Annotated in this window: 19 protein-coding genes; 9 read left to right on the top strand and 10 right to left on the bottom strand. The window is 69.4% G+C overall.

Going from position 1 to position 23,091, the window contains the following annotated elements:
* Positions 1 to 57: 57 nt before the first annotated feature.
* The 4 genes from KX816_17315 to KX816_17300 are packed head-to-tail and all read right to left on the bottom strand — an operon-like array spanning position 58 to position 4,594.
* Positions 58 to 1,146 (bottom strand): LLM class flavin-dependent oxidoreductase, encoded by a 1,089-nt coding sequence (locus tag KX816_17315; protein ID QXQ05942.1) that lies wholly within the window; start codon positions 1,144 to 1,146, stop codon positions 58 to 60.
* A gap of 14 nt (positions 1,147 to 1,160) precedes the next feature.
* Positions 1,161 to 2,969 (bottom strand): hypothetical protein, encoded by a 1,809-nt coding sequence (locus tag KX816_17310; protein QXQ05941.1) that lies wholly within the window; start codon positions 2,967 to 2,969, stop codon positions 1,161 to 1,163.
* Entirely contained in the window at positions 2,966 to 3,787 is an 822-nt protein-coding gene (locus KX816_17305; protein ID QXQ05940.1) for an ABC transporter ATP-binding protein, read from the bottom strand. Before KX816_17305 ends, KX816_17310 begins: the two co-directional genes overlap by 4 nt.
* A gap of 3 nt (positions 3,788 to 3,790) precedes the next feature.
* On the bottom strand, positions 3,791 to 4,594 hold the full coding sequence (locus tag KX816_17300; GenBank protein ID QXQ05939.1) for an ABC transporter permease subunit: 804 nt from the start codon (positions 4,592 to 4,594) through the stop codon (positions 3,791 to 3,793).
* Between the two features lie 252 nt (positions 4,595 to 4,846).
* On the opposite strand from KX816_17300, the gene KX816_17295 reads away from it, so the two are divergent.
* The gene (locus KX816_17295) at positions 4,847 to 5,683 is read left to right on the top strand and encodes a LysR family transcriptional regulator (protein ID QXQ05938.1); all 837 of its coding nucleotides are present in this window, start codon (positions 4,847 to 4,849) and stop codon (positions 5,681 to 5,683) included.
* 68 nt (positions 5,684 to 5,751) lie between these two features.
* On the opposite strand, the gene KX816_17290 is transcribed toward KX816_17295, so the two are convergent.
* Positions 5,752 to 7,089, bottom strand: a complete 1,338-nt coding sequence (locus KX816_17290) for an LLM class flavin-dependent oxidoreductase (GenBank protein QXQ05937.1) — start codon at positions 7,087 to 7,089, stop codon at positions 5,752 to 5,754.
* 276 nt (positions 7,090 to 7,365) lie between these two features.
* On the opposite strand from KX816_17290, the gene KX816_17285 reads away from it, so the two are divergent.
* Genes KX816_17285 through KX816_17270 form a run of 4 tightly spaced genes read left to right on the top strand, consistent with a single transcriptional unit; the run spans position 7,366 to position 11,294 of the window.
* A complete protein-coding gene (locus KX816_17285) occupies positions 7,366 to 8,343 on the top strand; it encodes an ABC transporter substrate-binding protein (protein ID QXQ05936.1) in 978 nt (325 codons plus the stop codon).
* Positions 8,344 to 8,347: 4 nt separating this feature from the next.
* Complete coding sequence (locus KX816_17280; GenBank protein QXQ05935.1) at positions 8,348 to 9,544, top strand: acyl-CoA/acyl-ACP dehydrogenase; 1,197 nt, start codon at positions 8,348 to 8,350, stop codon at positions 9,542 to 9,544.
* A complete protein-coding gene (locus tag KX816_17275) occupies positions 9,541 to 10,503 on the top strand; it encodes a dehydrogenase (GenBank protein QXQ05934.1) in 963 nt (320 codons plus the stop codon). The genes KX816_17280 and KX816_17275 overlap by 4 nt, the downstream gene beginning before the upstream one ends.
* A gap of 11 nt (positions 10,504 to 10,514) precedes the next feature.
* On the top strand, positions 10,515 to 11,294 hold the full coding sequence (locus tag KX816_17270) for a class II aldolase/adducin family protein (protein QXQ05933.1): 780 nt from the start codon (positions 10,515 to 10,517) through the stop codon (positions 11,292 to 11,294).
* Here the strand turns inward: KX816_17270 and KX816_17265 are convergent.
* Complete coding sequence (locus tag KX816_17265; GenBank protein QXQ05932.1) at positions 11,291 to 12,235, bottom strand: GlxA family transcriptional regulator; 945 nt, start codon at positions 12,233 to 12,235, stop codon at positions 11,291 to 11,293. The genes KX816_17270 and KX816_17265 overlap by 4 nt on opposite strands.
* 73 nt (positions 12,236 to 12,308) lie before the next feature.
* Between KX816_17265 and KX816_17260 the strand changes: the two genes are divergently transcribed.
* Together KX816_17260 and KX816_17255 are read left to right on the top strand one after the other, a co-directional pair.
* Positions 12,309 to 13,175 (top strand): alpha/beta hydrolase, encoded by an 867-nt coding sequence (locus KX816_17260; protein QXQ05931.1) that lies wholly within the window; start codon positions 12,309 to 12,311, stop codon positions 13,173 to 13,175.
* A 74-nt stretch (positions 13,176 to 13,249) separates the two neighbouring features.
* On the top strand, positions 13,250 to 13,612 hold the full coding sequence (locus KX816_17255) for a hypothetical protein (protein ID QXQ05930.1): 363 nt from the start codon (positions 13,250 to 13,252) through the stop codon (positions 13,610 to 13,612).
* A 2-nt stretch (positions 13,613 to 13,614) separates the two neighbouring features.
* Here KX816_17255 and KX816_17250 read toward each other — a convergent pair whose 3' ends face one another.
* The 3 genes from KX816_17250 to KX816_17240 form a co-directional block, all read right to left on the bottom strand.
* The gene (locus tag KX816_17250) at positions 13,615 to 15,042 is read right to left on the bottom strand and encodes a family 43 glycosylhydrolase (protein ID QXQ08644.1); all 1,428 of its coding nucleotides are present in this window, start codon (positions 15,040 to 15,042) and stop codon (positions 13,615 to 13,617) included.
* Between the two features lie 77 nt (positions 15,043 to 15,119).
* The gene (locus tag KX816_17245; GenBank protein ID QXQ05929.1) at positions 15,120 to 15,878 is read right to left on the bottom strand and encodes an alpha/beta hydrolase; all 759 of its coding nucleotides are present in this window, start codon (positions 15,876 to 15,878) and stop codon (positions 15,120 to 15,122) included.
* Positions 15,875 to 18,139, bottom strand: a complete 2,265-nt coding sequence (locus KX816_17240; protein ID QXQ05928.1) for an NADP-dependent malic enzyme — start codon at positions 18,137 to 18,139, stop codon at positions 15,875 to 15,877. The genes KX816_17245 and KX816_17240 overlap by 4 nt, the downstream gene beginning before the upstream one ends.
* A gap of 110 nt (positions 18,140 to 18,249) precedes the next feature.
* Between KX816_17240 and mutS the strand changes: the two genes are divergently transcribed.
* Positions 18,250 to 20,829, top strand: coding sequence for a DNA mismatch repair protein MutS (mutS, locus tag KX816_17235; GenBank protein ID QXQ08643.1), 2,580 nt, complete (start codon positions 18,250 to 18,252; stop codon positions 20,827 to 20,829).
* A gap of 36 nt (positions 20,830 to 20,865) precedes the next feature.
* Here the strand turns inward: mutS and KX816_17230 are convergent, their stop codons facing one another.
* Entirely contained in the window at positions 20,866 to 22,467 is a 1,602-nt protein-coding gene (locus tag KX816_17230; protein ID QXQ05927.1) for a DUF853 domain-containing protein, read from the bottom strand.
* Between the two features lie 95 nt (positions 22,468 to 22,562).
* On the opposite strand from KX816_17230, the gene KX816_17225 reads away from it, so the two are divergent.
* Entirely contained in the window at positions 22,563 to 22,964 is a 402-nt protein-coding gene (locus tag KX816_17225; GenBank protein QXQ05926.1) for a hypothetical protein, read from the top strand.
* Positions 22,965 to 23,091: the final 127 nt, after the last annotated feature.

Raw genomic sequence — 23,091 nt, 5'->3', positions numbered from 1 at the left:
GCTGGGTTCCGGCGTTCGCCGGAATGACAGCGGGAGGATGGAGGGACATGACGCCCCCTAGGCGACGTTCTTCAACTTCAGCTCGTCACGCGCGGCGACGGCTTCGCGGACCAGGGGGATCAGCTCGTTGCCGTAGGTGATCGCGTCGGCGAGCGGTTCGAAGCCGCGGATCAGGAAGTGGTCGATGCCGAGGTCGTAATAGTCGAGGAGCGCGTCGGTCACCTGCTCGGGGGTGCCGACCAGCCCGGTTGAGTTGCCCTGCGCCCCACCGACCGCGGCCAATCCGGTCCACAGGCACTTGTCGGTGCGGTAGCCCTGCGCGGCGGTGTCGAGCAGGCGCTGCGAGCCGGCGTTGACCGGCGCGTGGCCTTCGGTCGGGGCACCGGCAGCGGCGCGGAGGTCGCGGACCTGCTCAACGATCTCGGCGGCGCGCTTCCACGCGGCCTCCTCGGTGTCGGCGAGGACCGGGCGCAGCGACAGCGAGAAGCCGGGGCGGCGGCCATGTGGGGCGGCGGCGCGGCGGACGCGCGACACGACCTCGCGGGTCTGCGACAGGCTCTCGCCCCACAAGGCGTAGACGTCGGCGTGCTTGCCCGAGACCTCGATCGCCTCGTCGGACGAGCCGCCGAAGAACACCGGCAAATTGTTCGGCTTGACCGAGCTGAAGCCCTGGCGGACGCGGTAGAAGCGGCCCTCGTGATCGAACGGCGCGGTGTCGCTCCACTCGTGGCGGAGGATGGTGAGGTATTCGTCGGTGCGGGCGTAGCGCTCGACCTTGGTCGAGGTGTCGCCGTCGCGCGCCATCTCGGAGTCCGCGCCGCCAGTGATGATGTGGACCGCGACGCGCCCATCGGTGAGCGAGTCCAGCGTCGCCAGCTGGCGCGCCGCGACGGTCGGCTGGGTGAAGCCGGGGCGGTGTGCGACCAGGAAGCCGAGCTTGGTGGTTAAGGCGGCGGCGTGTGCGGCGACGATCAGGCTGTCGGGCGAGATCGACCCGAACGGGATCAGCACGCGGTCGAAGCCGCCCTTCTCCTGCGCCTCGGCGGCGGCCTCGATATAGTCGCGGTCGAGCGCCCGGCTGCGCTCGGCGCTGTGGAGCTCCGAGGTATTGTTGAAGCCGATGTAGCCGATGAACTTGACTGACATGATACGTCTCCGGTTCAGATGACGAAGAATTTGTGGGTGCCGTCGCGGTCGAGCTGGTCGACGAGGCCGTATTCCCAGTCGAGATAGGCCTGCATCGCCTCTACCTTGTTGGCGGTGCCTTCGTAGGGGCGTCGGTAGCGGCCCTCGGGCGGGCGCGGCGGCAGGGCGTGCGGGTCGAGTGCCTCGAGCGGACCGTCGAAGCCGCCGTCGAGGACGAACACCTCCCACGCCATCTGTGCCAGCCACGAGGCGGTCATGTCGGCGCGGACGCCGAGGTCGTCGGCGAGGACGATGCGCGCGCCACGGACGGGTGCGAAGCTGTCGGTTTCCTGCACGAGTTGGCCGCCCGGCGCGCTTCGGAAGCCGGCGATGTGCCCGCCGGCGAACTCCTCCGGGGTGCGGACATCGAAGCGGTAGAGGGTGCGGGCGGCGTCGGCCTCGAGGGCACGCAGTCCGTCGAGGTCGAGGCGCCTGACACCCGCCCGGTCGGCGACGGCGCGGGCACGAGCGCGAGCAATTGCGACCGCGTCGCCCGCAACCTCGGGTGCCTTGCGGCCCTGTCCGAGCGCGAGGGTGTCGCCGGCCAGCGTCCAGCCGATGGTACCATTCCTCAGCGCGACGACGCGGTTCGACAACCCGGCGTTGATCAGCGACTGGGTGCCGATGATGCTCCGCGTCCGCCCGGCGCAATTGACGACGATCAGCGTGTCGGGGTCCGGGGCGAGTTCGGCCGCGCGGAGGACGAGTTCGGCGCCGGGGACACTGACGCCGCCGGGCAGGCTCATCGTCGCGTATTCTTCGAAGCGGCGGGCATCGAGGATGACGTGGTCGGCGCGCTCGTCGATCAGCGCGCGGACGTCGCCGGCCTCGAGATAAGGCGTGTGCTTGCGGGCCTCGACGAGTTCGCCGAACGCCTTGCTGTACGAGTTGACGTCCTCGAAGACTTCGTAGCCGGCGTCGCGCCAGCCCTGCAGGCCACCGCCGAGCGTCCTGACGTCGGTGTAGCCGAGCGCCTTGAAGCGGAGCGCGGCGAGCACCGCGTCGCCCTCGCCGGCGCCGTAGAGCACGACGGCCACGTCGCGGCGCGGGAAGCGGATCGCCGCCTCCAGGCCGATGCGGTCGAGCGGGAGTTGCGCCGCGAACAGCGGGTGGCCGAGCGCGAACTCGGCCTCGCTGCGGACGTCGATGAGGGCGATCTCGGACCCGGCGAGCAGTACCTCGCGGACCTCCTGGGGGGTGGCTTCAGTCTTGTTCGCGTAGCCCGAGACGAAGCGCTTCGGCGTACCCGCGGCGTCGTAGGTGGCACGCTCGATCGCGCCGATGTCGCCGCCGTAGACGTGAATGCTGATCGAGACGCGGTCATCGTAGGCGTTGGCGACGCGGTGGACGTCGCCGATGTCAGGCGACACGGCAGCGACTTCGCCGCGGTTCAGCAGCGTCGGTTCACCGATCTCACGCAGGCCAGCAGCCTCCACGGCAAAGCTCTGGTTACGCTCGGCGCCGCGCAGGACGCCGACGAGGCCCCAGGTGCGGTGGTCGTGGACCGGGGTCGACTGGCCCGGCCCCCAGACGAAGCTGACGACGCTGAAGCGCGCCTGCGGGTCACGGTGGAGGAGGTACTGGCGGTAGCGCTCCGGGTCCGGCTCGGCGAATGCCGGCGCGAGCCAGTCGTCGTGCGGGATCAGGCTGCCGAGCAGTTCGCGACCCCGGGCCAGGATCTGCGGTTCATCGGCGGTCGCATCGAGCAGCGCTCCGAACGCGGCGACAAAGTCATCCAGGCGGCCCGCCTTGGCGGCCGCGACGATCGGGCTATGCGCGTTCATCGCGCCGCGCCCCAGCGCCCATCCTCGCGACGCTCTGGAGTCTTGGTATCCGACCACGACGGCGCCGCGCCCTCGACGCCGAGGTGGTGGAGCAGGCGAGCGCGGAGGTCGCGTGCATCGGCGAGGCTGCGCGGGCGTTCGGCGGTAATCAGTTCCTCGGCGATGATGCGGCCGCGGTCGAGGACCAGTACTCGATCGGCAAGTTGGATCGCCTCGTCGACGTCGTGGGTGACGAGCATCACCGCGGGCTTGTGGGCGCGCCACAGCGACAGCACGAGGGCATGCATCTTGATCCGGGTCAGCGCATCGACCGCGGCGAAGGGCTCGTCGAGCAGCAGCAGTTGCGGCTCGCGGACCAGCGCCCGGGCGAGCGCGGTGCGCTGCGCCTCGCCGCCCGACAGGGTCAGTGGCCACGCATCGAGGCGGTGGCCGAGGCCAACCTCGCGCAGGGCCGCCTCCGAACGCTCGCGGATGCCGGGGCCGTACAAGCCTAGCGCGACGTTCTTCCAGACGCGCTTCCACGGCAGCAGGCGGGCATCCTGAAAGACCACGGCGCGCGACTTCGGCACGGTGACATCCTGTCCGTCGACCTCGTCGAGCCCCGCGAGCGTTCGCAGCAAGGTCGTCTTACCGCTCCCCGACCGTCCGAGCAGGGCGACGAATTCGCCCGGCGCAATGTCTAGGTCGAGGCCGTCGATGACCGTCTCGCAGCCGAAACTGCGGGTGAAGCCGCGGAGGCGGACGACGGGTTTCGGCGGTGGCGGCACTAACTTATATTCTAGGGGGACGCCGTTCGGAAAGTCGAGCAAGGTGGCCATGGGTCAGCCTTTCACGAGGGTGGGGCGCCACGCGAGTGCGCGGGCTTCGATGGCGCGGACGAGCAGGTCTGCCCCCAGACCGAGTGCGGCATAGACGATCAGGCAGACCACGATGATGTCGGTCCGCATGAAATCGCGAGCGTTGTTGATAAGGTAGCCGAGCCCGGCGGAGGCGTTGATCTGCTCGGCGACGACGAGGATCAGTACCGATATCGACAGCGCATAGCGCAGGCCGACGAGCAGCGACGGCAGCGCGCCGGGCATGATGACGTGGATGATGAGAGCGGCGCGGCTCAGCCCGAAACTGCGGGCGGCATCGACCAGCCGGACATCGACACCGCGGATGCCGTTGTAGAGGTTCAGGTAGACCGGGAACAGCGAGCCGAAGGCGATCAGCGCGATCTTGGGGGTCTCGCCGATGCCGAACCACACGATGAACAGCGGCGACAGCGCCAGCACCGGCAGGGTCCGCAGCATCTGGACGGGGGCATCGATGGCGGTTTCTCCGGGCCGCGACAGGCCGGCGATCAAGGCCAGCACGATGCCGGTGGTGACGCCGATGGCGAGGCCGATGGCGACCCGACCGGCGGAGACCAGGAGGTTGGAACCGAGTTCGCCGGAGGCGATCATCTGGGCGAGGGTGAGCAGCACGGCGGAGGGGGCGGCGAGGGTGCGCTCCGGAATCATGCCGGTTCGCGAGCCGAGTTCCCACAACAACATCAACACCACTGGGGACACCCAGCGCGAGCGGTACAAGCTCGACAGTCCTCGCGATGCAGCGCCTCGTGGCTTGGGTTTATTGGACATGGGATCTCCGGGTCGATCGAGGGAGGAGGGTGGACGAGGACTGGTTTACTGCAATCGATTTTCTGCAACGCGACCTATGACCAGCGCTCATAAAGCGGTTCAAACGTCTGATATTGAACGAGAAAATCTAACACAAGGGCAGGCCTGGCGGGCGGACAACGATCGCTTTGCAACGGCCAAGATTTGCCTGTGGCTCGATATCCTATCGTACTGATAGGATATCTGTTCGTGCGGATTACGCGAGGGCCTGGAATGACAGTCAACCTGCCGACCACGCTGCTCCGGAGCTTCGTCGCGATCGTCGATTCGGGGTCGATGCAGAACGCCGCCGAGCAGGTGTTCGTCACGCAGTCAGGGCTGAGCCTGCAGATCAAGCGGCTCGAGGAACTGGTCCAGCAGCCGCTGTTCGGACGCGAGGGGCGGCGGCTCGCGCTGACCGCGCAGGGCGAGGTGCTGCTCGGCTATGCGCGGCGGATGCTGGTCCTCCACGACGAGGCGCTGGCGTCGGTCAGCGCCGGGCAGTTCGCCGGGCCGGTGCGGGTCGGCATGGTCCAGGATTTCGCCGAGACATTGCTGACCGGGCTGCTGTCGCGCTTTGCCGGCCTCCACCCCGAGTCGCAGATCTTCGCGCGGGTTGCCGGCACCGCGGAGCTCCAGACCATGCTCGAGCGCAACCAGCTTGACGTCATCCTCGGCTTCTCCGCCGCCGACGACCCGGCCGCGATCCGGATCGCGCCGATGATCTGGTACGGCGACGCGACTTTGCTCGACCAGCCGGTGATCCCGTTGGCGGTGCTGGAGAAGCCGTGCCGCTTCCGCGAGGCGGCGATCGCCCGGCTCGACGGGGCCGGCCGACGCTACCGGATCGCGGTCGAGACGCCGAACCTGTCGACGCTGACCGCCGCGGTCGACGCCGGGCTCGGCATCACCTGCCGCACCGCGCTGTTCCTCCACGATCTCGCGGTGATCGAGGTCGGGCCGCTGCCCGAACTGCCGCAGGTCGCGTGCATCGTCGGATCGGGGGCGGCGCTGACCTCCGCGACGTCGCGGCTGGCCGAGCTCGCGACGCAGGTCATCCGCGAGCTCTGACGACGACCCTTCACTCGCGTCTTCGTCATGCCGGTGGTTGCCAGCCTCACAGTGCTCTGTGCTGCCTCTCAAGCCGCCACCCGCGTAGCCCGCTCCGCCGTATACCGGTTGACCGCGAACGGCAGCCCGAGGCGCTCGCGGAAGGTGTCGCCCTCATAGTCCTCGCGGTACAGGCCGCGCGCCTGCAGGATCGGGATCACCGTATCGACGAAGACCTGGAGCTGGCCGGGCAGGGTCTCGAACAGCACGAAGCCGTCCGAACCCTCGTTCTCGAACCAGTTCTGCAGCGCGTCGGCGACGGTCTTGGCCGACCCGACGAAGCTGCCGCGCGGAGTGGCGAGGCGCTCGGCGATCTGGCGGAGGGTCAAATTGCCGTCGCGGACCTCGGCGAGGATGCGCTGCGAGGCGCTCTGGTTGCTGTTCCAGCCGAGTGCGGCGACATCCGGGAACGGCGCGTCGAGGTCGTAGCCCGAGAAGTCGTGATCGTTGAATGACCGCGCGAGGAAGCCGAGCCCGGTCTCCAGCGAGCCCAGCGCCGACAGCTCGCGGTATTTTTCCTCGGCTTCGGCAGCGGTCGCCCCGACCACGGGGGAGATGCCGGGTAGGATCTTGAGTTCGTCGGGGTTGCGGCCGAAGCCACGGGCGCGGGCCTTGACGTCGCGGTAGTATTCCTGCGCCTCCGCCAGGGTCTGGGCACCGTTGAAGATCGCCTCGGCGCGCTTGGCGGCGAAGTTGCGGCCGTCGTTCGAGGCTCCGGCCTGGAAGATCACCGGCTGGCCTTGGCGCGAGCGCTTGATGTTGAGCGGGCCGCGGACCTGGAAGAACTCGCCATTGTGGTCGAGGCGGTGGAGCTTATCGGGGTCGACGAAGACGCCGCCCGACTTGTCGCCGACGTGGGCGTCGTCCTCCCAACTGTCCCACAGGCCCTGCACGACGTCGAGATATTCGGCGGCGATGCGGTAGCGGACGTCGTGCGCCGGGTGCTCGGCCTTGCTGAAATTGGCGGCGGTGTCGCCGAGCCACGAGGTGACGACGTTCCACCCGGCGCGGCCGCCGCTGATGTGGTCGAGCGAGGCGAACTGGCGGGCGACGTTGTACGGCTCCGAGTATGAGACGGTCAGTGTGCCGACGAAGCCGATCTTGTCGGTTACCGCGGCCAGCGCCGACAATATGGTGATCGGCTCGAAGCGGTTGAGATAGTGCGGGCTCGACTTCTCGGTGATGGACAGGCTGTCGGCGACGAAAAGGAAGTCGAACTTGCCGCGCTCGGCGGTCAGCGCCTGCTGCTTGTACAGGCCGAGGTCGGTGCTAGCCCCGACATCGCGGTCGGGATGCCGCCAGTCGCCCCAGGTCCGGCCGACGCCGTGAAGGATAAGGCCAAGCTTGATCGTGCGTTTGTTCGACATCGCAGTCATCCCGGCTAAGTGTTGATGCCAGAGGCTAGGACGCGGCTGTCGTAACGACGAACGGATTATCCTAATGCGTCGATAAGCTGGGCTAATAGTTACTGGAGTTGTTCCACTATAGCGCTGCTCATCTGTCGTATGAGCAATCCTCAACAGTTAAGATGGGCTTGTCTATGGCGAATGATTGCGCGTTTGCATGGACGTCTCTGCCAGTGAACCTTGGCGCATCGCCGGGACTGACCGGCAGTGGAGAGCGGCCTTGAGTTCGACGCGCGCATGAGACTCGATTTCGACCGGCGTTCCGTACTGCTCGGCGGCCTGTTGCTCGCGGCCTGCGGCAAGGCGACGACCGGCAGCGAGCCGGTGCTCCGCGCCTCGATCACCGGCAAGGGCGACGCCGATACCCGCCTGCTGTTCAAGACCGCCGGCATCGCGACCCCGGGTTTCCGGGTCGATTACAGCGAGTTCGCCTCGGGCCAGCTGGTGATCGAGGCGATGAACGGCGGCTCGCTCGACTATGGCGGGATGAGCGAAATTCCGCCGGTGTTTGCCGCCGCTTCCAGCCACCAGAGCTTCAGGCAGATCGCGGTCGCGCACGGCGACGTCAACAACCAGGTCGTGCTGGTCCCCAAGGGCTCCCCGATCGAGTCGCTCAAGGACCTCAAGGGCAAGCGCGTCGGCTACGTCCGCGCCACCACGTCGCAGTATTTCCTGATCCGCATGCTCGAGTCGGTCGGGCTCGAGTGGGGCGACATCACACCGGTCGCGATGGGCGTGTCGGACGGCGCAGCGGCGTTCTCGACCGGGGCGCTCGATGCGTGGGCGATCTACGGCTTCCCGATCCAGCGCGCCATCGCCACCGAGGGCGCACGCATCCTGAAGACCGCGCTCGGCTTTTTGTGGGGCAACTATATCGTCTCGGCGCACGTCGACGCGCTCGCCGACCCGGCCAAGGTCGAGGTCATCGGCAAGTACCTTCGCGCCACCCGGCAGGCCTACGCCTGGGCCGCCGCGCACCCCGAGGAGTGGACCAAAACCGTCGCCGCCAGCATCGGCGTGCCGGTCGAGTTCGTCCGCGACCAGCAACGCCGCCGCAGCGCTTATTACACCCTGCGCCGGATCGACGACGCCGCGATCGCCTCGCAGCAGAACGTCGCCGACCTGTTCGCGAGGCAGAAACTCATCCCCCACGCCGTCGACGTCCGGCCGCTGTGGGACGACCGCTTCAACGCCATCATCGACGAGAAGGTCTGAGATCATGTCCGCATCGCTCGCCGTCGTTCAGGCCCCCGTGGATCACGACTGGCCGGTCGCCGAACCGGTACCGCAGGAGCAACTCGACCGCCTGACCCAGCGCTTGGCAGAGACCGCGGAGGCGTTCGACCGCTCGGCCGTGTTCCCGCAGGCGAACTTCGACATCCTCGCCGCCGAGGGGCTGGTCGGGCTGACCGTCGCACCGGAGTTCGGCGGGCGCGGCGCGGGGCTGGCGGAGTCGCTGCGGGTGCTCGGCGCCGTCGCCAAGGGCGAGCCGTCGACCGCGCTGATCCTGTTCATGACCTACGGCTACCACGCGGCCACGACCCGCGCGCAAGGCTGGCCGCGGCACCTGTACGCGACGCTGGCCGGGCAGGCGGTGGCGGGCGGCGGCCTGATCGGCGGCTTGCGCGTCGAGCCCGAGCTCGGCACCCCGGTCCGCGGCGGCATGCCCAAGACCACCGCGCGGCGCACGGCTGACGGCTGGGCGATCAGCGGCACCAAGATCTATTCGACCGGCTCGACCGGTCTGACCTGGTACGCCGTTTGGGCCAGGACCGAGGAGGAGACGCCGCGCGTCGGCGTCTTCCTGGTCCGCGCCGACAGCCCGGGCATCGTCATCGAGCCGACCTGGGACCATCTCGGCATGCGCGCCACCGTAAGCCACGACGTCATCCTGACCGACACGCCGATACCGCTCGACCACGCCGTCGACCTGCGCCTGCCCGCCGACTGGGCGCCCAAGCCCGGCGATAGCTCGCAGGCGATCTGGAACGGCCTCGCGATCGCGACGATCTACGACGGCGTCGCGCAGGCGGCGCGCGACTGGCTCCGCGACTATCTGAAGACCCGGACCCCGAGCAACCTCGGCGCGGCGCTCGCGACCCTGCCGCGCGTGCAGGAGAACTTCGGCGAGATCGACGCGCTCCTCTACGCCAACCGCGTGCTGATCGAGAGCGCCGCCGCGCGCGCCGATGCCAGTGATCCGCCGAGCGCCACCGAGGCCAACACCATCAAGTACCTCGTCACGACCAACGCCATCCGCGCCGTCGAGATCGGCCTCGAACTTACCGGCAACCCCGGCATCAGCCGCAAGAACCCGCTCGAGCGCCACTACCGCGACGTTTTGTGCAGCCGCATCCACTCGCCGCAGGACGACACCATCCTCGCCGCCGCCGGCCGCCTCGGCTTCGGGCTATGAGCGGTGCCGGCCGGAGCCTCGTCATCGCCAGCCAGATGGAGGCCGGCTTCAACGCCGCGCTCCGCGCCCAGCCGAGCGCGCCGACGGTGATCGCGGTCAGCGAGGCCCACCCGTGGGAGGCCGCGAACGATGCCGACGTGCTGCTCGTGCGACCCTCCCCGGCATGGCGCGAGACCAGGGGCCGGCCGCGCCCGGACGCGTGGCCCGGCCGGTTGCAATGGGTCTACAGCGCGTCGGTCGGCATCGACTTCTACCCGCGCTGGCTGCTCGATGCGCCGCTGGTGACCTGCGGTCGAGGCGTCGCGTCCGATGAGATCGCCGACTACGCCATCGCGGCGATCTATGCGCACGCCAAAAACCTCGAGGCGGTCCGCGCGCGCAGCCCGGCCGAGTGGAAGCAGGCACCGCTCGGGCGGGTGGCGGGCAGCACCGTCGGCATCGTCGGGCTCGGTGGCATCGGGACGGCGGTCGCCAGGCGTGCGCTGGCGCTCGGGGCCAAGGTCACCGCGGTCCGCCGCCGCGACGTGCCCAGCCCGGTCGAGGGGGTCGAGCTGCTCGCCGATATCGGCGATGTCGTGGCCTCCGCCGATCACTTCGTCCTCGCGGTCCCCGCCACCGACGCGACACGCGCGCTGGTCGATGCGAAGCTGCTGATGCGCGCCAAACCAACCGCGCACCTGATCAACGTCGCGCGCGGCTCGGTGCTCGACCAGAAGGCGCTGGTCGCCGCGCTCGATGCCGGCTGGCTCGGCTTCGCGACGCTCGATGTCACCGACCCGGAGCCGCTGCCGGAGGGGCATCCGCTGTGGACGCACCCGCTGGTCCGCCTGACCCCGCACGTCTCGTCGAACTACATGCAGGTTCGCAACGCCCTGTTCGACAAGGTCGCGGCCAACCTCGGGCGCTTCGTGCGCGGCGAGCCGCTGAACGATCTCGTCGATGTCGCCGCCGGTTATTGAGGAGCATTTTCATGAACGCCGTCATCCATCGCGACGCCTTCCGCTTGGCCGGCGAGGCCCCCCGCAACTCGGTCGAGGCCGAGCGCCTGCACCGCAAGCAGCGGCTCGCGGCCGGGTACCGGATCTTCGCCGACCGGGGCTATGACCTCGGCCTCGCGGGCCACATCACGGCGCGCGACCCGGAGTATGAGGACCGCTTCTGGGTCGCGCCGATCGGTCCGTGGTTCGGCCACATCCGGGTTTCCGACCTCGTCCTCGTCGACCACGGCGGCAACATCCTGGCCGGCGAGGGCCCGATCAACCAGGCCGGCTTCGCGATCCACTCCGAAATCCACAAGGCCCGGCCCGACGTCGTCGCGGCGGCGCACTCGCACTCGCTGTACGGCAAGGCGTGGTCGACGCTCGGTCGCCTGCTCGATCCCGTAACCCAGGACGCCTGCTTCTTCCACGAGCAGCACGTCCTGTTCGAAGTCTATTCGGGCATCGTCCTCGACGCCTCGGAGGGCGAGCGCATCGCCCTGGCGCTCGGCGACAAGCGCGCCGCGATCCTGCAGAACCACGGGCTGCTGACGGTAGGCCGCAGCGTCGAGAGCGCCGTCGCCAGCTATGTCGCGATGGAGAACGCCGCGCAAACGCAGTTGCTCGCGGAGGCCGCGGGTCGGGTCAAGCCGATCACGCCCGAAGTGGCGCGCTATACCGCGGGCCAGATGGCGGGGGCAGACCCGGGCGCGTTCGGCTTCCGCCCGATGTGGGAGCGGATCGTGCGGGAACAGCCGGACCTGCTGGACTAGGCGGCCGCCTTTGCCTGAGCGGCCCGGCGCACCGCCTGCGGCGGCTCCCCATAGCCGCGCAGGAACGCGCGCCGCATCCGCTCCTGGTCGCCGAAGCCGGTCTCGACGGCGATGACATCGACCGGGTGGCGGCTCTGCTCGACCATCAGGCGGGCCGCCTCCAGCCGCAGGCCCTCGATTGCCTTGGCAGGGGAAACGCCGGTCTCGGCCCGGAAAGCGCGGCTGAACTGGCGTGGGCCGAGACCCGCCGCAGCGGCCAGACTCTCGACGCTCAGCACCTCGCGCAGGTTCAATCGCGCGTAGGCGAGCGCGTTCTGGATGCGGTCTGATTTCGGCGCGAGGTCGAGCAGCGCCGACTGCTGCGGCTGCCCGCCGGCGCGGCGGTATTCGACGACCAGGATGCGCGCCACCGTCCGCGCCAGCTCCGCCCCGTGGTCGTTCTCCAGCATGGCGAGCGCCAGGTCGATCCCGGCGGAGTTGCCGGCTGCAGTCCACACCGGGCCGTCGGTGATGAAGATGCGGTCCGCTTCGAGACGGACGCCGGGCAGATGAGCGCGTAATTCGTCGGTAAACAACCAGTGCGTCGTCACCCGCCGGCCGTCGAGCAAGCCCGCATCCGCCAGCGCGAACACCCCGGTGCAGATCGACGCGATGCGCCGGGCGGTGCGCGCGGTTTCGGTGATGAACGTTCGCAAGGCTGGCGACGTGGGGACGAAGCGCACGTTGCCGCCGATGATCAGCGTGTCGAACTGCTTGTCCCCGAACGGCAGTGTCTCGACGGTCGCGCCGAGCGAGGCCGCGATCGGGCCGCCGTGCTGCGACAGGATCTGGACGTCGTAGAGCGGTGGATCGGAGCGCAGGTTCGCGAACTCGAACACCGACAGCGCGGCGAGGCTCATCACCGGAAACTCCGGCGTGACCACGAAACCGACCTTGAGCATGCCCGACCCTCGTGACCCGAAAGGAGGGATATACGACGTTTTGGGTGCAGAACGACAGTGGTAGTTAACGCGCATGACCACCGCAGCCTTTACCGAGCACCGGGTCCCGCGCGGACCGGGCAGCGTCTATGCCCGCGACTATGCGGGGGAGGGGCCGGCGTTCGTGCTGATGCACGGCTTCCCCGATAACCTCCGCATCTACGACGACCTCGTGCCGTACCTGGTCGCCGCCGGCCGCCGGGTCGTGACCTTCGATTTCCTCGGCTTCGGCGCTTCCGACAAGCCGGCCGGCGCGACCTACGATTTCGACACGCAGCGCGGCGACCTCGAGGCCGTCGTCGATGCGCTCGGGCTCGGCAAGGTCGTGCTGGTCCCGCACGACTCGTCCGGGCTCCCGGGGATCAACTTCGCGCTCGACCATCCGGAGAAGGTCGCGGCGCTGTGCATCCTCAACTCGGCCTACGACGACACGCCGCTGAATGTCTGGCCCGAGATGATCACGCTGTTCGCGGACCCGAGGCTCCGCGCGCTCGCGCTCGCCGTGGCGCAGGACCCGGCGCAATTCGGGTGGCTGCTGAACTGGCAGAAGCAGACGTTCGACGACGCGCTGCCCAAGGACCAGAAGCCGCATTTCCGCGCCACCGTCGGGCAGGTCGTCGCCGATAATTTCATCGTCGCGCCGAGCTCCGGCCCGGCGTTCGTCCAGATGGCGGCGCAGTTCGACGACGCCCTCAAGCGCAACAATGCGCGGCTGCCGGAGCTGGCGGCGCTCGACCTGCCGGTCAAGGTGATCTGGGGCGAGTATGACCCGTATCTCAATCTCGCGCTCGGCCGGGAGCGCGCGTCGCGCTTCAGGCACGGCTCGTTCCAGTCGGTGCCGGGCGGCCATTGGCTCCAGTCCGACCAGCCCGAAATCGTCGCGAAGGCGCTGCTGTCATGAGGCGCCCACTCGCAGCCGCACTGCTGCTCGTCCTCCCCGCCATTGCTCAAGCTGCACCTCCGAAAGGCTCACCCATGACCGACGAGACACGATCGACGACCGGTGCGGTCGAGATGAAGGCCGCACAGGCGCTGGTCACCAAGGTCCTCGCGATCGGCACCTGGACTGCCAAGGCGACGCCCGAGACGCGTCCGCCGGTGATGCCGTTCGAGGCGCGCGACACGCTGCGGCTGATGCTGACCGGCAAGATCGAGCAATGGTTCGCCAAGTCGGACGGGTCGGGCGCGGTGTTCCTGATGAACGTCACCACCGTCGCCGAGGCGCACGCCTTGCTCGAGGCACTGCCGCTCGGCCAGCGCCAGATGATGACCTTCGAGCTGATCCCGGTCGGGCCGCTGTGGCCGCTCGGGCTGCTGCTCCGGGACGCGCCGCAATAGGCTCAGGTCAGGACGAAGGTCGCGCCCGCGCCGCTGCCGGGTGCGATCACCGCGCGACCGTTGCCGTGCGTGAGCACGCGGCCCGCCTTGCCGACCGGGACCAGGGTGTAGCCGCCGGGCGTGCGTGGGTAAGGGCGGAGCGTCAGGTTCGACGTCGCGGCGAACCCGGCCGAGCCGTCGTCGCGGGAGAGCGCTACGGTCGCGCCGTCGCTCCAGCTGACGCGCAGGTCGGGCGCGTCGATCGGCTGCAGGGTGACGGTGCCCGAGGCGCGGCACGGGAGCATCCGGAACTGGGTCGACGGGATCGGCCCGGTGCCGACCGCGACCGCGTTGCCGTCGTGGACGAGGAACTCCGCCGGGCGACCGGCGGGCGACAGGCGCACCGGCAGCGGGCCGTTACCGACCGGGATGCCGAAGTCGGGGCGGCCGTCAGCGTCGAAATACAGGCGTTGCACCCGGGTATGGCGGTTCGGGTCGAACAGCGGGTCGCCGGTGATTTTGTCGTAGTCGCGGCCGTGGTAGACGAGGATGGCGCGGCCCCGCTCGTCGACGGTGAAACTGTTGTGGCCGGGGCCGTAGACGCCGGTGACCGCCGACGTCGTGAACACCGGCTCTGGCGATTTCATCCACGATTTCGCGTCCATCAGGTCGGCCCCCGCGTCGGCGGTGAGCAGGCCGAGGCAGTAGCGCGAGTCGGTGGCGCTGGCGGAATAGCTGAGGAACACCCGGCCGCCGTGCGCCAGGAACGACGGCGCCTCGTTGACCTTGTAACCGAGGATTTCCCACGGCAGCGTCGGTACCGACAGCCGCACCGGCGGGGCCGCGAGCGTCAGCGGCGTCGCCAGCGGTGCGAGGTACAGGTTGCTGTTGGTGTCGATGCCGGGCTCGCGCTGCGCCCAGCACAAATAGCGCTTGCCTCGGTGCACGAAGCTGGTCGAATCGAGGTTGAAGCTGTCCCACGGCGTCTGCAACTGGCCGAGCACGGTCCATTTGCCGGTCATTGGGTCGGCCCCGTCGCAGACCACCGCCCAGGTCCGGATGCGGAACACGTCCTCGCCGCCGCCGCTCGGGCCGGCGGCGAAATACATGATCCAGCGGCCGTCGATCTTGTGCAGCTCGGGAGCCCAGAGAAAGCCCGACAGCGGGCCGCTGGCGAGATGCCTCCACAAGATCGCCTCGGGCGCGGTGGCGAGGCCGGCAAGCGTGCGCGACCGGCGCAGCACCAGCCGGTCGTACTCGGGGACCGACCCGGTCATGTAATAGTAGCCGTCGTCGTGGCGGAAGACCTGCGCGTCGGCGCGCTGGTGGACGAGCGGGTTCGAGGGCACGGGCGCTGCCTTCGCCGGTGCGGCGCCGACAGGTATGGCGGCGCTGCCGGCGAGGGTGGCGAGGCCGGCGAGGATTGCGCGGCGGGATGCAGTCGGGTTGATCACTGGTCTTCCCCAAGGGGTTGGCCGCTCGGCCGCGGCGCGATGGTTGGTGACGGGAACTTCATTCGGGGGGCGGATCACTCCGGCAGCCACGCCTCGATCAGTGCGGCGACCCTCTCCACGACCGGAGTGTGGAACAGCCAGTGCCCGATGCCGGGCAACTCATGATAGTCGACCGTACCGGACAAGTGGCGGGCGGTGGCGCGGGCGACCGCCGGTGGGGTGATCCGGTCCTCGCAACCGATGACGACGAGCGCGGGCATCGTCAGCTGGCTGTAGTCGACCGCCGCGGCGCCGTTCCGGGTCGCCCACGGGAAGCCGAGGTCGGCGAGGACGCGGCCCGAGTCCCAGACCAGGGCATCGATCTCGGCCTCCGCGACCGGACCGGGCACATTATTGAAGATGCCCCAGCGCGCGGTTGCCGGGTCGATCATCGTCGCGTGCTTCCACCAGCCCCAGCGCGATACGATCGGCCACACCGAGCGGACCGCGTCGGTGCTGAGCGCGGTCGTCTTCGTGCTCGCGGCGGGCGACAGGCAGACCAGCCCGGCCGGCTGGACTCGCGACGCCACTGCCTGCGCCAGGAAACCGCCGAGCGAATGGCCGACGATAACCGGTGGCTCGGGTAGCCGCGACACGTCGGCGACGAGGTAGTCGATGTAATCCTGCAGCCCGAGCGCGGCGAGTTCGGGCGGCGGCGGCTCGTCGCGGCGGCGGTCGTGATGGGGGAGCGCGGGCGCGTGGCTGGCGATGCCGAGCCGCAGGAAATGCTCGCGCAGTCCGTCCCAGACCGCCGGGGTGCTCCACATGCCGTGGATGAAATACAGTTGCGTCAACGCACCACGCCGGAGGTCGCGAGGACCGCCATCGTCACGAGGTCGCCGGCGGACGCGGTCTGCGGCGCGATCTGCACCGGCTTCGACATGTTGACCAGGATCGGCCCGATCATCTTGCCGCCACCAAGCTCGCGCAGCAGCTTGGCCGAGATGTTCGCCGACTGCAGACCGGGCATGATCAGCACGTTCGCCGGACCCGACAGCCGCGAGAACGGGTAGAGCAGTTTCATCCGGCGGTTGAGCGCGACGTCGGGCGACATCTCGCCCTCGTACTCGAAGGTGACGCGGCGCTCGTCGAGCAGGCGCACCGCGTCGCGCAGGGTGGTCAGGTACTCGCCCGGCGGGTTGCCGAAGTTCGAGTAGCTGAGGAAAGCGACGCGCGGGTCCTGTCCCAGCTTGCGCGCCACCGCGACCGTGGCCTCGGCGATGTCCGCCAGCTTCTCGGCCGAGGGCCGCTCGTTGACCGTGGTGTCGGCGATGAAGATCGTGTCGGAGCGTCCGACGAACATATGGACCCCGAACGGCGAGTGGCCCGGCGCGGGGTCGAGGACCTGGCGGATCTGGCGGAAGGTCTGCGCGAAGTTACGGGTGATGCCGGTAATCATCGCGTCCGCCTCGCCGAGCTCGACGAGCAGCGCCCCGAAGATGTTGCGCTCGTGGTTGACCAGCCGCTGGACGTCGCGGAGCACGCTGCCGCGGCGCTGGAGGCGCTTGTACAGGAACTCGACCATGCGCTCGACCAGCGGGCTGACCGCCGAGTTGTGGATCTCGTAGGCGTCGACGTCCGTGACCCCGATGGCGCGCAGCCCGTCGCGGATCGGGGTCTCGCGCCCGACCAGCACCGGGGTGCCGTAGCCGGCGGTCTTGAAGCTGACCGCGGCGCGGAGCACGACCTCCTGCTCACCCTCGGCGAAGACGACGCGCTTGGGTCGGGCCCGCGCGAGCTCGAACGCGCCGCCGAGCAGCGAGTTGGTCGGGTTGAGGCGGCTGCGCAGCTGGTCGCGGTAGGCGGCCTCGTCGAAGAACGGCTTCTTGGCGACACCCGAGGCCATCGCGGCCTTGGCGACGGCGGCGGGAATGACCTCGATCAGGCGCGGGTCGAACGGCGACGGGATGATATAGTCCGGCCCGAAGGTCCGCGACTTGCCGCCGTAGGCAGCGGCGACCTCGTCGGGCACCTGCTCGCGCGCCAGGCCGGCGAGGGCGTGCGCTGCGGCGAGTTTCATCTCCTCGTTGATCGTCGTGGCGCGGACGTCGAGCGCACCGCGGAACAGGTACGGGAAGCACAACACGTTGTTGACCTGGTTCGGATAATCCGATCGCCCGGTGGCGACGATCGCGTCGGAGCGCACGGCGGCGACCTCCTCCGGCGTGATCTCCGGGTCGGGGTTGGCCATCGCGAAGATGATCGGGTTGGGGGCCATGCTGGCGACCATCTCGCGGGTCACGGCACCCTTCTGGCTGAGGCCGAGCAGCACGTCGGCGCCGCGCACCGCCTCGACCAAAGTGCGGTCGTCGGTGACCGCGGCGTGCGCCGACTTCCACTGGTTCATGCCCTCGGTGCGGCCCTGGTAGATGACCCCCTTGGTGTCGCACATGATCGCAGTGCGGACGCCGAGCGCCTTCATCAACTCGGTGCAGGCGATTGCCGAAGCGCCCGCGCCGTTGACCACGAGCTTGATGTCGGCGGGCTTGCGACCGGTCAGGAACAGTGCGTTGATCAGGCCGGCGGCGGCGATGATCGCGGTGCCGTGCTGGTCGTCGTGGAACACCGGGATGTTCATCCGGGCCTTCAGCTCGGTCTCGATGATGAAGCACTCGGGGGCTTTGATGTCCTCGAGGTTGATGCCGCCGAAGGTCGGCTCCATCAGTTCGATCGCGTCGATCAGCCGGGTGGTGTCCTCGGTCGCCAGCTCGATATCGATCGAGTCGATGTCGGCGAAGCGCTTGAACAGCACCGACTTGCCCTCCATCACCGGCTTCGACGCCAGTGCGCCGAGGTTGCCGAGCCCCAGGATAGCGGTACCATTGGAGATCACCGCGACGAGGTTGCCCTTGGCGGTGTAATCGTAGGCGGTCTCCGGATCGGCGGCGATCGCCAGCACGGGCGCGGCGACCCCCGGCGAATAGGCGAGGCTCAGGTCACGCTGCGTCGCCATCGGCTTGGTGGCGACGATCTCCAGCTTGCCGGGCTTGCCCATCGAGTGGAAAAGCAGGGCCTCGCGGTCGAGGGTCTGCGCCGTGCTGCTGTCATCGCTCATGGCAGTACCCATAGGGAACGCACGGGGCCGGGGGAAGAAGGTTCCAACCTCGGCGTCTTGCCGGTAGACCATCGGCGTCGATGACCGCGCCCGCCCACCAGCCCTCCCCGATGATGATCCAGTACCTCGGGCTCAAGGCCGGGGTGCCCGACTGCCTGTTGTTCTACCGGATGGGGGACTTCTACGAATTGTTCTTCGCCGATGCGGCCGCGGCGGCAGCGACACTCGACATCGCGCTGACCGCACGCGGCGAGCACGACGGCAAGCCGATCCCGATGTGCGGCGTGCCGGTGCACAGCCACGAGGTCTATCTCCAGCGCCTGATCAAGGGCGGGCACCGCGTCGCCATCGCCGAGCAGATCGAGGACCCCAAGGCCGCCAAGGCGCGCGGCGGCAAGTCGGTGGTGGCGCGCGCCATCGTGCGGATCGTCACGCCGGGCACGCTGACCGAGGCGGCGCTGCTCGATGCGCGCGCTTCGAACTGGCTCGCGGCGGTGGCTCCGGGGGCGCCCAAGGCAGGAGCTGGCGTCGGGCTGGCGTGGTGTGACGTCTCGACGGGCGTGTTCCGGACGTTGACCTGCACCGCCGACGGGTTGGCCGCGGAACTGGCGCGGATTGGGGCGACCGAGGTGATCGCGCCCGAGGGCTGGCACGAGGTTCCGGCGACGCCGCGCCCGGCGCACGATTTCGACAGTGCGGGCGGCGAGGCGCGGCTGAAGGCGCAGTTCGGGGTGGCGACGCTCGACGGCTTCGGGCGTTTCACGCGGCCCGAGCTGGCGGCGGCGGGGGCCTTGCTCGCCTATCTCGACACGACCGGAGCGGGGCGCGTGCCGCTGCTGCTGCCGCCGCAACCCGCCCCGACCGAGGGCTGGATGGCAATCGACGCGGCGACCCGCGCCAGCCTCGAGCTCACCCGCAGTGTCGGCGGTAGTCGCACGGGCTCGCTGCTCGATTGCATCGACCTGACCGTGACCGGCAGCGGCGGGCGGCTGCTCGCCGACGACCTCGCCGGCCCGTTGACAGACCCGGCCGCGGTCAACGCGCGGCTCGATGCGGTCGGCTGGTTCGTCGAGGAAGGCATCGCCCGGACCCGTGCCCGCGAGGCGCTCAAGGCCTGCCCCGACATCGAGCGCGCGCTGTCGCGGCTGGCATTGGGACGCGGCGGCCCGCGCGACCTGGCGAACATCCGCGACGGGCTCGCGCTGGCGACGGCGCTCAAGACCGCGCTGGTCGCGCATGGCCAGCTCGGCCTGCCGCCGCTGATCGAGGCGACGCTGGCGGGCATCGGCGCGCACGGCAATGATATCGACCGGCTCCGCACAGCGCTTGTCGCCGAGCCGCCGATCGAGACGGCCAAGGGCGGCTATATCGCGCCGCGCTACGACGCCGCGCTCGATGAACTTCGCGGCACGGGAGCCGACGGGCGCCGGCTGGTCGCGGCGCTGGAGAGCCGCCTGCGCGCCTCGACCGGGGTCGCGACGCTGCGCATCCGCCACAACAACGTGCTCGGCTACCACATCGAGGTCGCGGCCCGTGCCGCCGATCCGCTGATGCGCGCCGAGTCGGGCTTCACGCACCGGCAGACTCTGGCCGGCGTCGTGCGCTTCGGCTCGCCCGAACTCCACGACCTCGGCATCCGCATCTCGCAGGCCGGCGACCACGCGCTCGCGGCCGAGGCGGCGCACTTCGAGGAACTGCGCGAGGGGCTGCTGGCCCGCGCCAGCGTCATCAGCGGCACCGCGCAGGCACTGGCCCGGCTCGACGTCTGCTCCGGGCTCGCCGAAATCGCGGGCCGGGACGGCTGGGTCCGGCCAATTGTCGACGACAGCTGCGCTTTCCTGATCGAGGCGGGGCGGCACCCGGTGGTCGACGCCGCGACCCGCGCTGCCCGCCAGCCGTTCGTCGCCAACGACTGCGACCTGTCGGAGGACCGCCGCCTGTGGCTCGTCACCGGCCCCAACATGGCGGGCAAGTCGACCTTCCTGCGCCAGAACGCGCTGCTGGCCGTGCTCGCGCAGGCGGGAGCGTGGGTCCCCGCCCGGTCCGCGCACATCGGCATCGTCGACCGCCTATTCAGCCGGGTCGGGGCGTCCGACGACCTCGCCGCGGGGCGCTCGACCTTCATGGTCGAGATGGTCGAGACCGCCGCGATCCTGTCGCAGTCGACCCGCTCGTCGCTGGTCATCCTCGACGAGGTCGGGCGCGGCACCTCGACCTACGACGGCCTCGCGATCGCCTGGGCGGTGCTCGAGGCGGTGCACGACAAGCTCGGCTGCCGCTGCCTGTTCGCGACGCATTACCACGAGCTGACCCGCCTGTCGGAGCGCCTCAAGGGCCTCGCGCTGGCCACCGTCCGCGTCCGCGAGTGGCAGGGCGAACTGGTCTTCCTGCACGAGGTCGTGCCCGGCGCGGCGGACCGCAGCTACGGCCTTGCGGTGGCGCGGCTGGCGGGGCTGCCGGCGCCGGTGATCGCGCGGGCGAAGGAGGTGCTCGGGCGGCTCGAGGCGCAGCGGGACAAGACGGGTGGGCTGGCGGCGGCGCTGACGGACTTGCCGTTGTTCGCGGCTGCGCCGGCACCGCCGCCGCGGGACGGGCTGCGGGATGCGCTGGCGGGGGTGGCGCCCGACACGCTCAGCCCGCGGGCGGCGCTCGACCTGATCTACGAGCTGAAGCGGCTGGCGGGGGAGTGACCCTTTCCCTCTCCCGCAAGCGGGCGAGGGACGATCTTACTTGAATAGCGACCCCAGCACGCTCCGCAGCAGCGTGCTGCCGATATTCCCCGCGATCTGGCCGCCCGCCTTCCCGCCGAGCGAGCGCCCGAGGCTGCCCGCGACCTGCCGCCCGACCGACGACGCCGCCGAGCGCGCGACGCTCAGCGCGATCTTCTCGGCCATCGACTGCGGCTGGGGGCGGGCGTCGACTCGCGCCTGCACCGCCGCCGCCTTCGCCATGTCAGCATCGGCTTTCGCCTGCGCCTTGGCAGCAATCGCGGCGGCCTTCTCCTGGCTGGTCTTGGCCGCATCGGCGTCGGCCTGGGCCTGAGCCGCTGCCGACTTGGCGTTGAGGATTTCGTAGGCGCTCTCGCGGTCGATGACGGTCTCGTACTTGCCCGCGACGCCCGAGGTGTCGATCATCACCTTGCGCTCGACCGCCGTGATCGGCCCGACCCGCGAGCGGGGCGGCGCGATGAGGGTGCGCTCGACGATCGAAGGCGAGCCGTCGTCCTGGAGCAGCGAGACCAGCGCCTCGCCGACCTTCAACTGGGTGATCGCCTCGACGACGTTGACCTTCGGATTGGCGCGGAACGTGTCAGCGGCGGCGCGGATCGCCTTCTGGTCGTTGGCGGTGAAGGCGCGCAGGGCATGTTGGACGCGGTTCCCCAGCTGGCCGGCGACGGTTTCAGGAATGTCGATCGGGTTCTGGCTGATGAAATAGACCCCGCAGCCCTTTGAGCGGATCAGGCGGACGACCTGCTCGATCTTGTCGAGCAGCGGCTTTGGCGCCTCGTCGAACAGCAAATGTGCCTCGTCGAAGAAGAACACCAGCTTGGGTTTCGCCGGGTCACCGACCTCGGGCAGCGTCGTGAACAGCTCGCTGAGCAGCCACAGCAGGAAGGTGGCGTACAGGCGCGGCGACTGCATCAGCTTGTCGGCGGCGAGGATGTTGACCTGGCCGCGGCCCTGCTCGTCGACGACCATGAAGTCGTGGATGTCGAGCGCCGGCTCCCCGAAGAAGTGCGCCGCGCCCTGCGATTCGAGCTGGAGCAACTGGCGCTGGATGGTGCCGACGCTGGCCTTGGTGACGTTGCCGTACTTGGCCGCAAGCTCGCCCGCGTTGTCGGCGCACCACGACAGCAGCGACTGCAGGTCCTTGAGATCGAGGATCGCGAGGCCGTTCTCGTCGGCGTACTTGAACGCCACCGACAGCACGCCCTCCTGCGTGTCGTTGAGGCCCATCAGGCGCGATAGCAGCAGCGGCCCCATCTCGATGACCGTGGTGCGGACCGGGTGGCCCTGCTCGCCGAACAGGTCCCAGAACACCACCGGGTTGTCGGCGAAGCTGTAGTTCTCGATGCCGATCTCGGCGGCGCGCTTGATCGTCCAGTCGGCGGCGGCGTTGCCCATCATCGCCATGCCGGCGATGTCGCCCTTCACGTCCGCCAGGAACACCGGCACGCCCTCGCGGCTGAACCCCTCGGCCAGCGTCTGCAGGGTGACGGTCTTGCCGGTGCCGGTGGCGCCCGCGATCAGGCCGTGGCGGTTGGCGCGGCGCAGGACCAGCGCCTGCGGATGCTCCTCGCCTTTTCCGATGAAGATGCTGTCGGCCATGCGTCACTCCCCGCTTTCACGACTGCGTAGCGCGTTTGCCAGCGGGGTTGAAGCGGGCGCTACGTTCGCTACGCTAGCGCAACGACATCAGAGATATGAGCATGAAGACGGTTATTCTGGGCGCGATGCTGGCTGTGCTGACCGGGAGCGCTGCCAACGCCGCCTGCCCGGGCGAACTGGTTGCGATGCGCGTGTCGAAGCTCAAGCCGGGCGGCAGCATGGCGGGCTTTGCGGAAGCGGCGAAGGCCAACGCCAAGTGGTATATCGACCATGGGCTGAAGGCCGATCGTTTCATCACGGCGCCGGTCTACGAGCAGTCGGACGGCGAGGCGAAGGCGTCTGTGACGAAGGTGCTGACGATCCACGTATACGGCGGGACCGAGATGCCGAAGCACGACGCGGGTTGGGATGCGTTCGTCGCCAAGTACAAGGCGAACTCGTCGATCGAGAGCGAGACGCGGGCGTGTTTGCCGAAGGGGACGATCGCGGGGAAGTAGGGGGCGGATCTTCGCTCTCCCGCTTGCGGGAGAGGGCGAGAGACGGCGCGTCGGCGCCGGCCCGGGGAGAGGGTGTCTCACCGTAGAGGACTCACTCGCGGAGTGAGTTCGTCCATGCTCGATCGGC

This window comes from Sphingosinicellaceae bacterium (assembly GCA_019285715.1).
Classification (GTDB): Bacteria; Pseudomonadota; Alphaproteobacteria; order Sphingomonadales; family Sphingomonadaceae; genus Glacieibacterium.
Note: the sequence above shows the minus strand (reverse complement) of the source record. Positions and strands in the feature narration are given on the sequence as shown.

What these genes read in the sequence shown, in the direction of transcription:
- KX816_17315 (QXQ05942.1), bottom strand. Translation starts at nt 1,146, where the DNA reads ATGTCAGTCAAGTTCATCGGCTACATCGGCTTCAACAATACCTCGGAG.
- KX816_17310 (QXQ05941.1), bottom strand. Translation starts at nt 2,969, where the DNA reads ATGAACGCGCATAGCCCGATCGTCGCGGCCGCCAAGGCGGGCCGCCTG.
- KX816_17305 (QXQ05940.1), bottom strand. Translation starts at nt 3,787, where the DNA reads ATGGCCACCTTGCTCGACTTTCCGAACGGCGTCCCCCTAGAATATAAG.
- KX816_17300 (QXQ05939.1), bottom strand. Translation starts at nt 4,594, where the DNA reads ATGTCCAATAAACCCAAGCCACGAGGCGCTGCATCGCGAGGACTGTCG.
- KX816_17295 (QXQ05938.1), top strand. Translation starts at nt 4,847, where the DNA reads ATGACAGTCAACCTGCCGACCACGCTGCTCCGGAGCTTCGTCGCGATC.
- KX816_17290 (QXQ05937.1), bottom strand. Translation starts at nt 7,089, where the DNA reads ATGTCGAACAAACGCACGATCAAGCTTGGCCTTATCCTTCACGGCGTC.
- KX816_17285 (QXQ05936.1), top strand. Translation starts at nt 7,366, where the DNA reads ATGAGACTCGATTTCGACCGGCGTTCCGTACTGCTCGGCGGCCTGTTG.
- KX816_17280 (QXQ05935.1), top strand. Translation starts at nt 8,348, where the DNA reads ATGTCCGCATCGCTCGCCGTCGTTCAGGCCCCCGTGGATCACGACTGG.
- KX816_17275 (QXQ05934.1), top strand. Translation starts at nt 9,541, where the DNA reads ATGAGCGGTGCCGGCCGGAGCCTCGTCATCGCCAGCCAGATGGAGGCC.
- KX816_17270 (QXQ05933.1), top strand. Translation starts at nt 10,515, where the DNA reads ATGAACGCCGTCATCCATCGCGACGCCTTCCGCTTGGCCGGCGAGGCC.
- KX816_17265 (QXQ05932.1), bottom strand. Translation starts at nt 12,235, where the DNA reads ATGCTCAAGGTCGGTTTCGTGGTCACGCCGGAGTTTCCGGTGATGAGC.
- KX816_17260 (QXQ05931.1), top strand. Translation starts at nt 12,309, where the DNA reads ATGACCACCGCAGCCTTTACCGAGCACCGGGTCCCGCGCGGACCGGGC.
- KX816_17255 (QXQ05930.1), top strand. Translation starts at nt 13,250, where the DNA reads ATGACCGACGAGACACGATCGACGACCGGTGCGGTCGAGATGAAGGCC.
- KX816_17240 (QXQ05928.1), bottom strand. Translation starts at nt 18,139, where the DNA reads ATGAGCGATGACAGCAGCACGGCGCAGACCCTCGACCGCGAGGCCCTG.
- mutS (QXQ08643.1), top strand. Translation starts at nt 18,250, where the DNA reads ATGATGATCCAGTACCTCGGGCTCAAGGCCGGGGTGCCCGACTGCCTG.
- KX816_17230 (QXQ05927.1), bottom strand. Translation starts at nt 22,467, where the DNA reads ATGGCCGACAGCATCTTCATCGGAAAAGGCGAGGAGCATCCGCAGGCG.
- KX816_17225 (QXQ05926.1), top strand. Translation starts at nt 22,563, where the DNA reads ATGAGCATGAAGACGGTTATTCTGGGCGCGATGCTGGCTGTGCTGACC.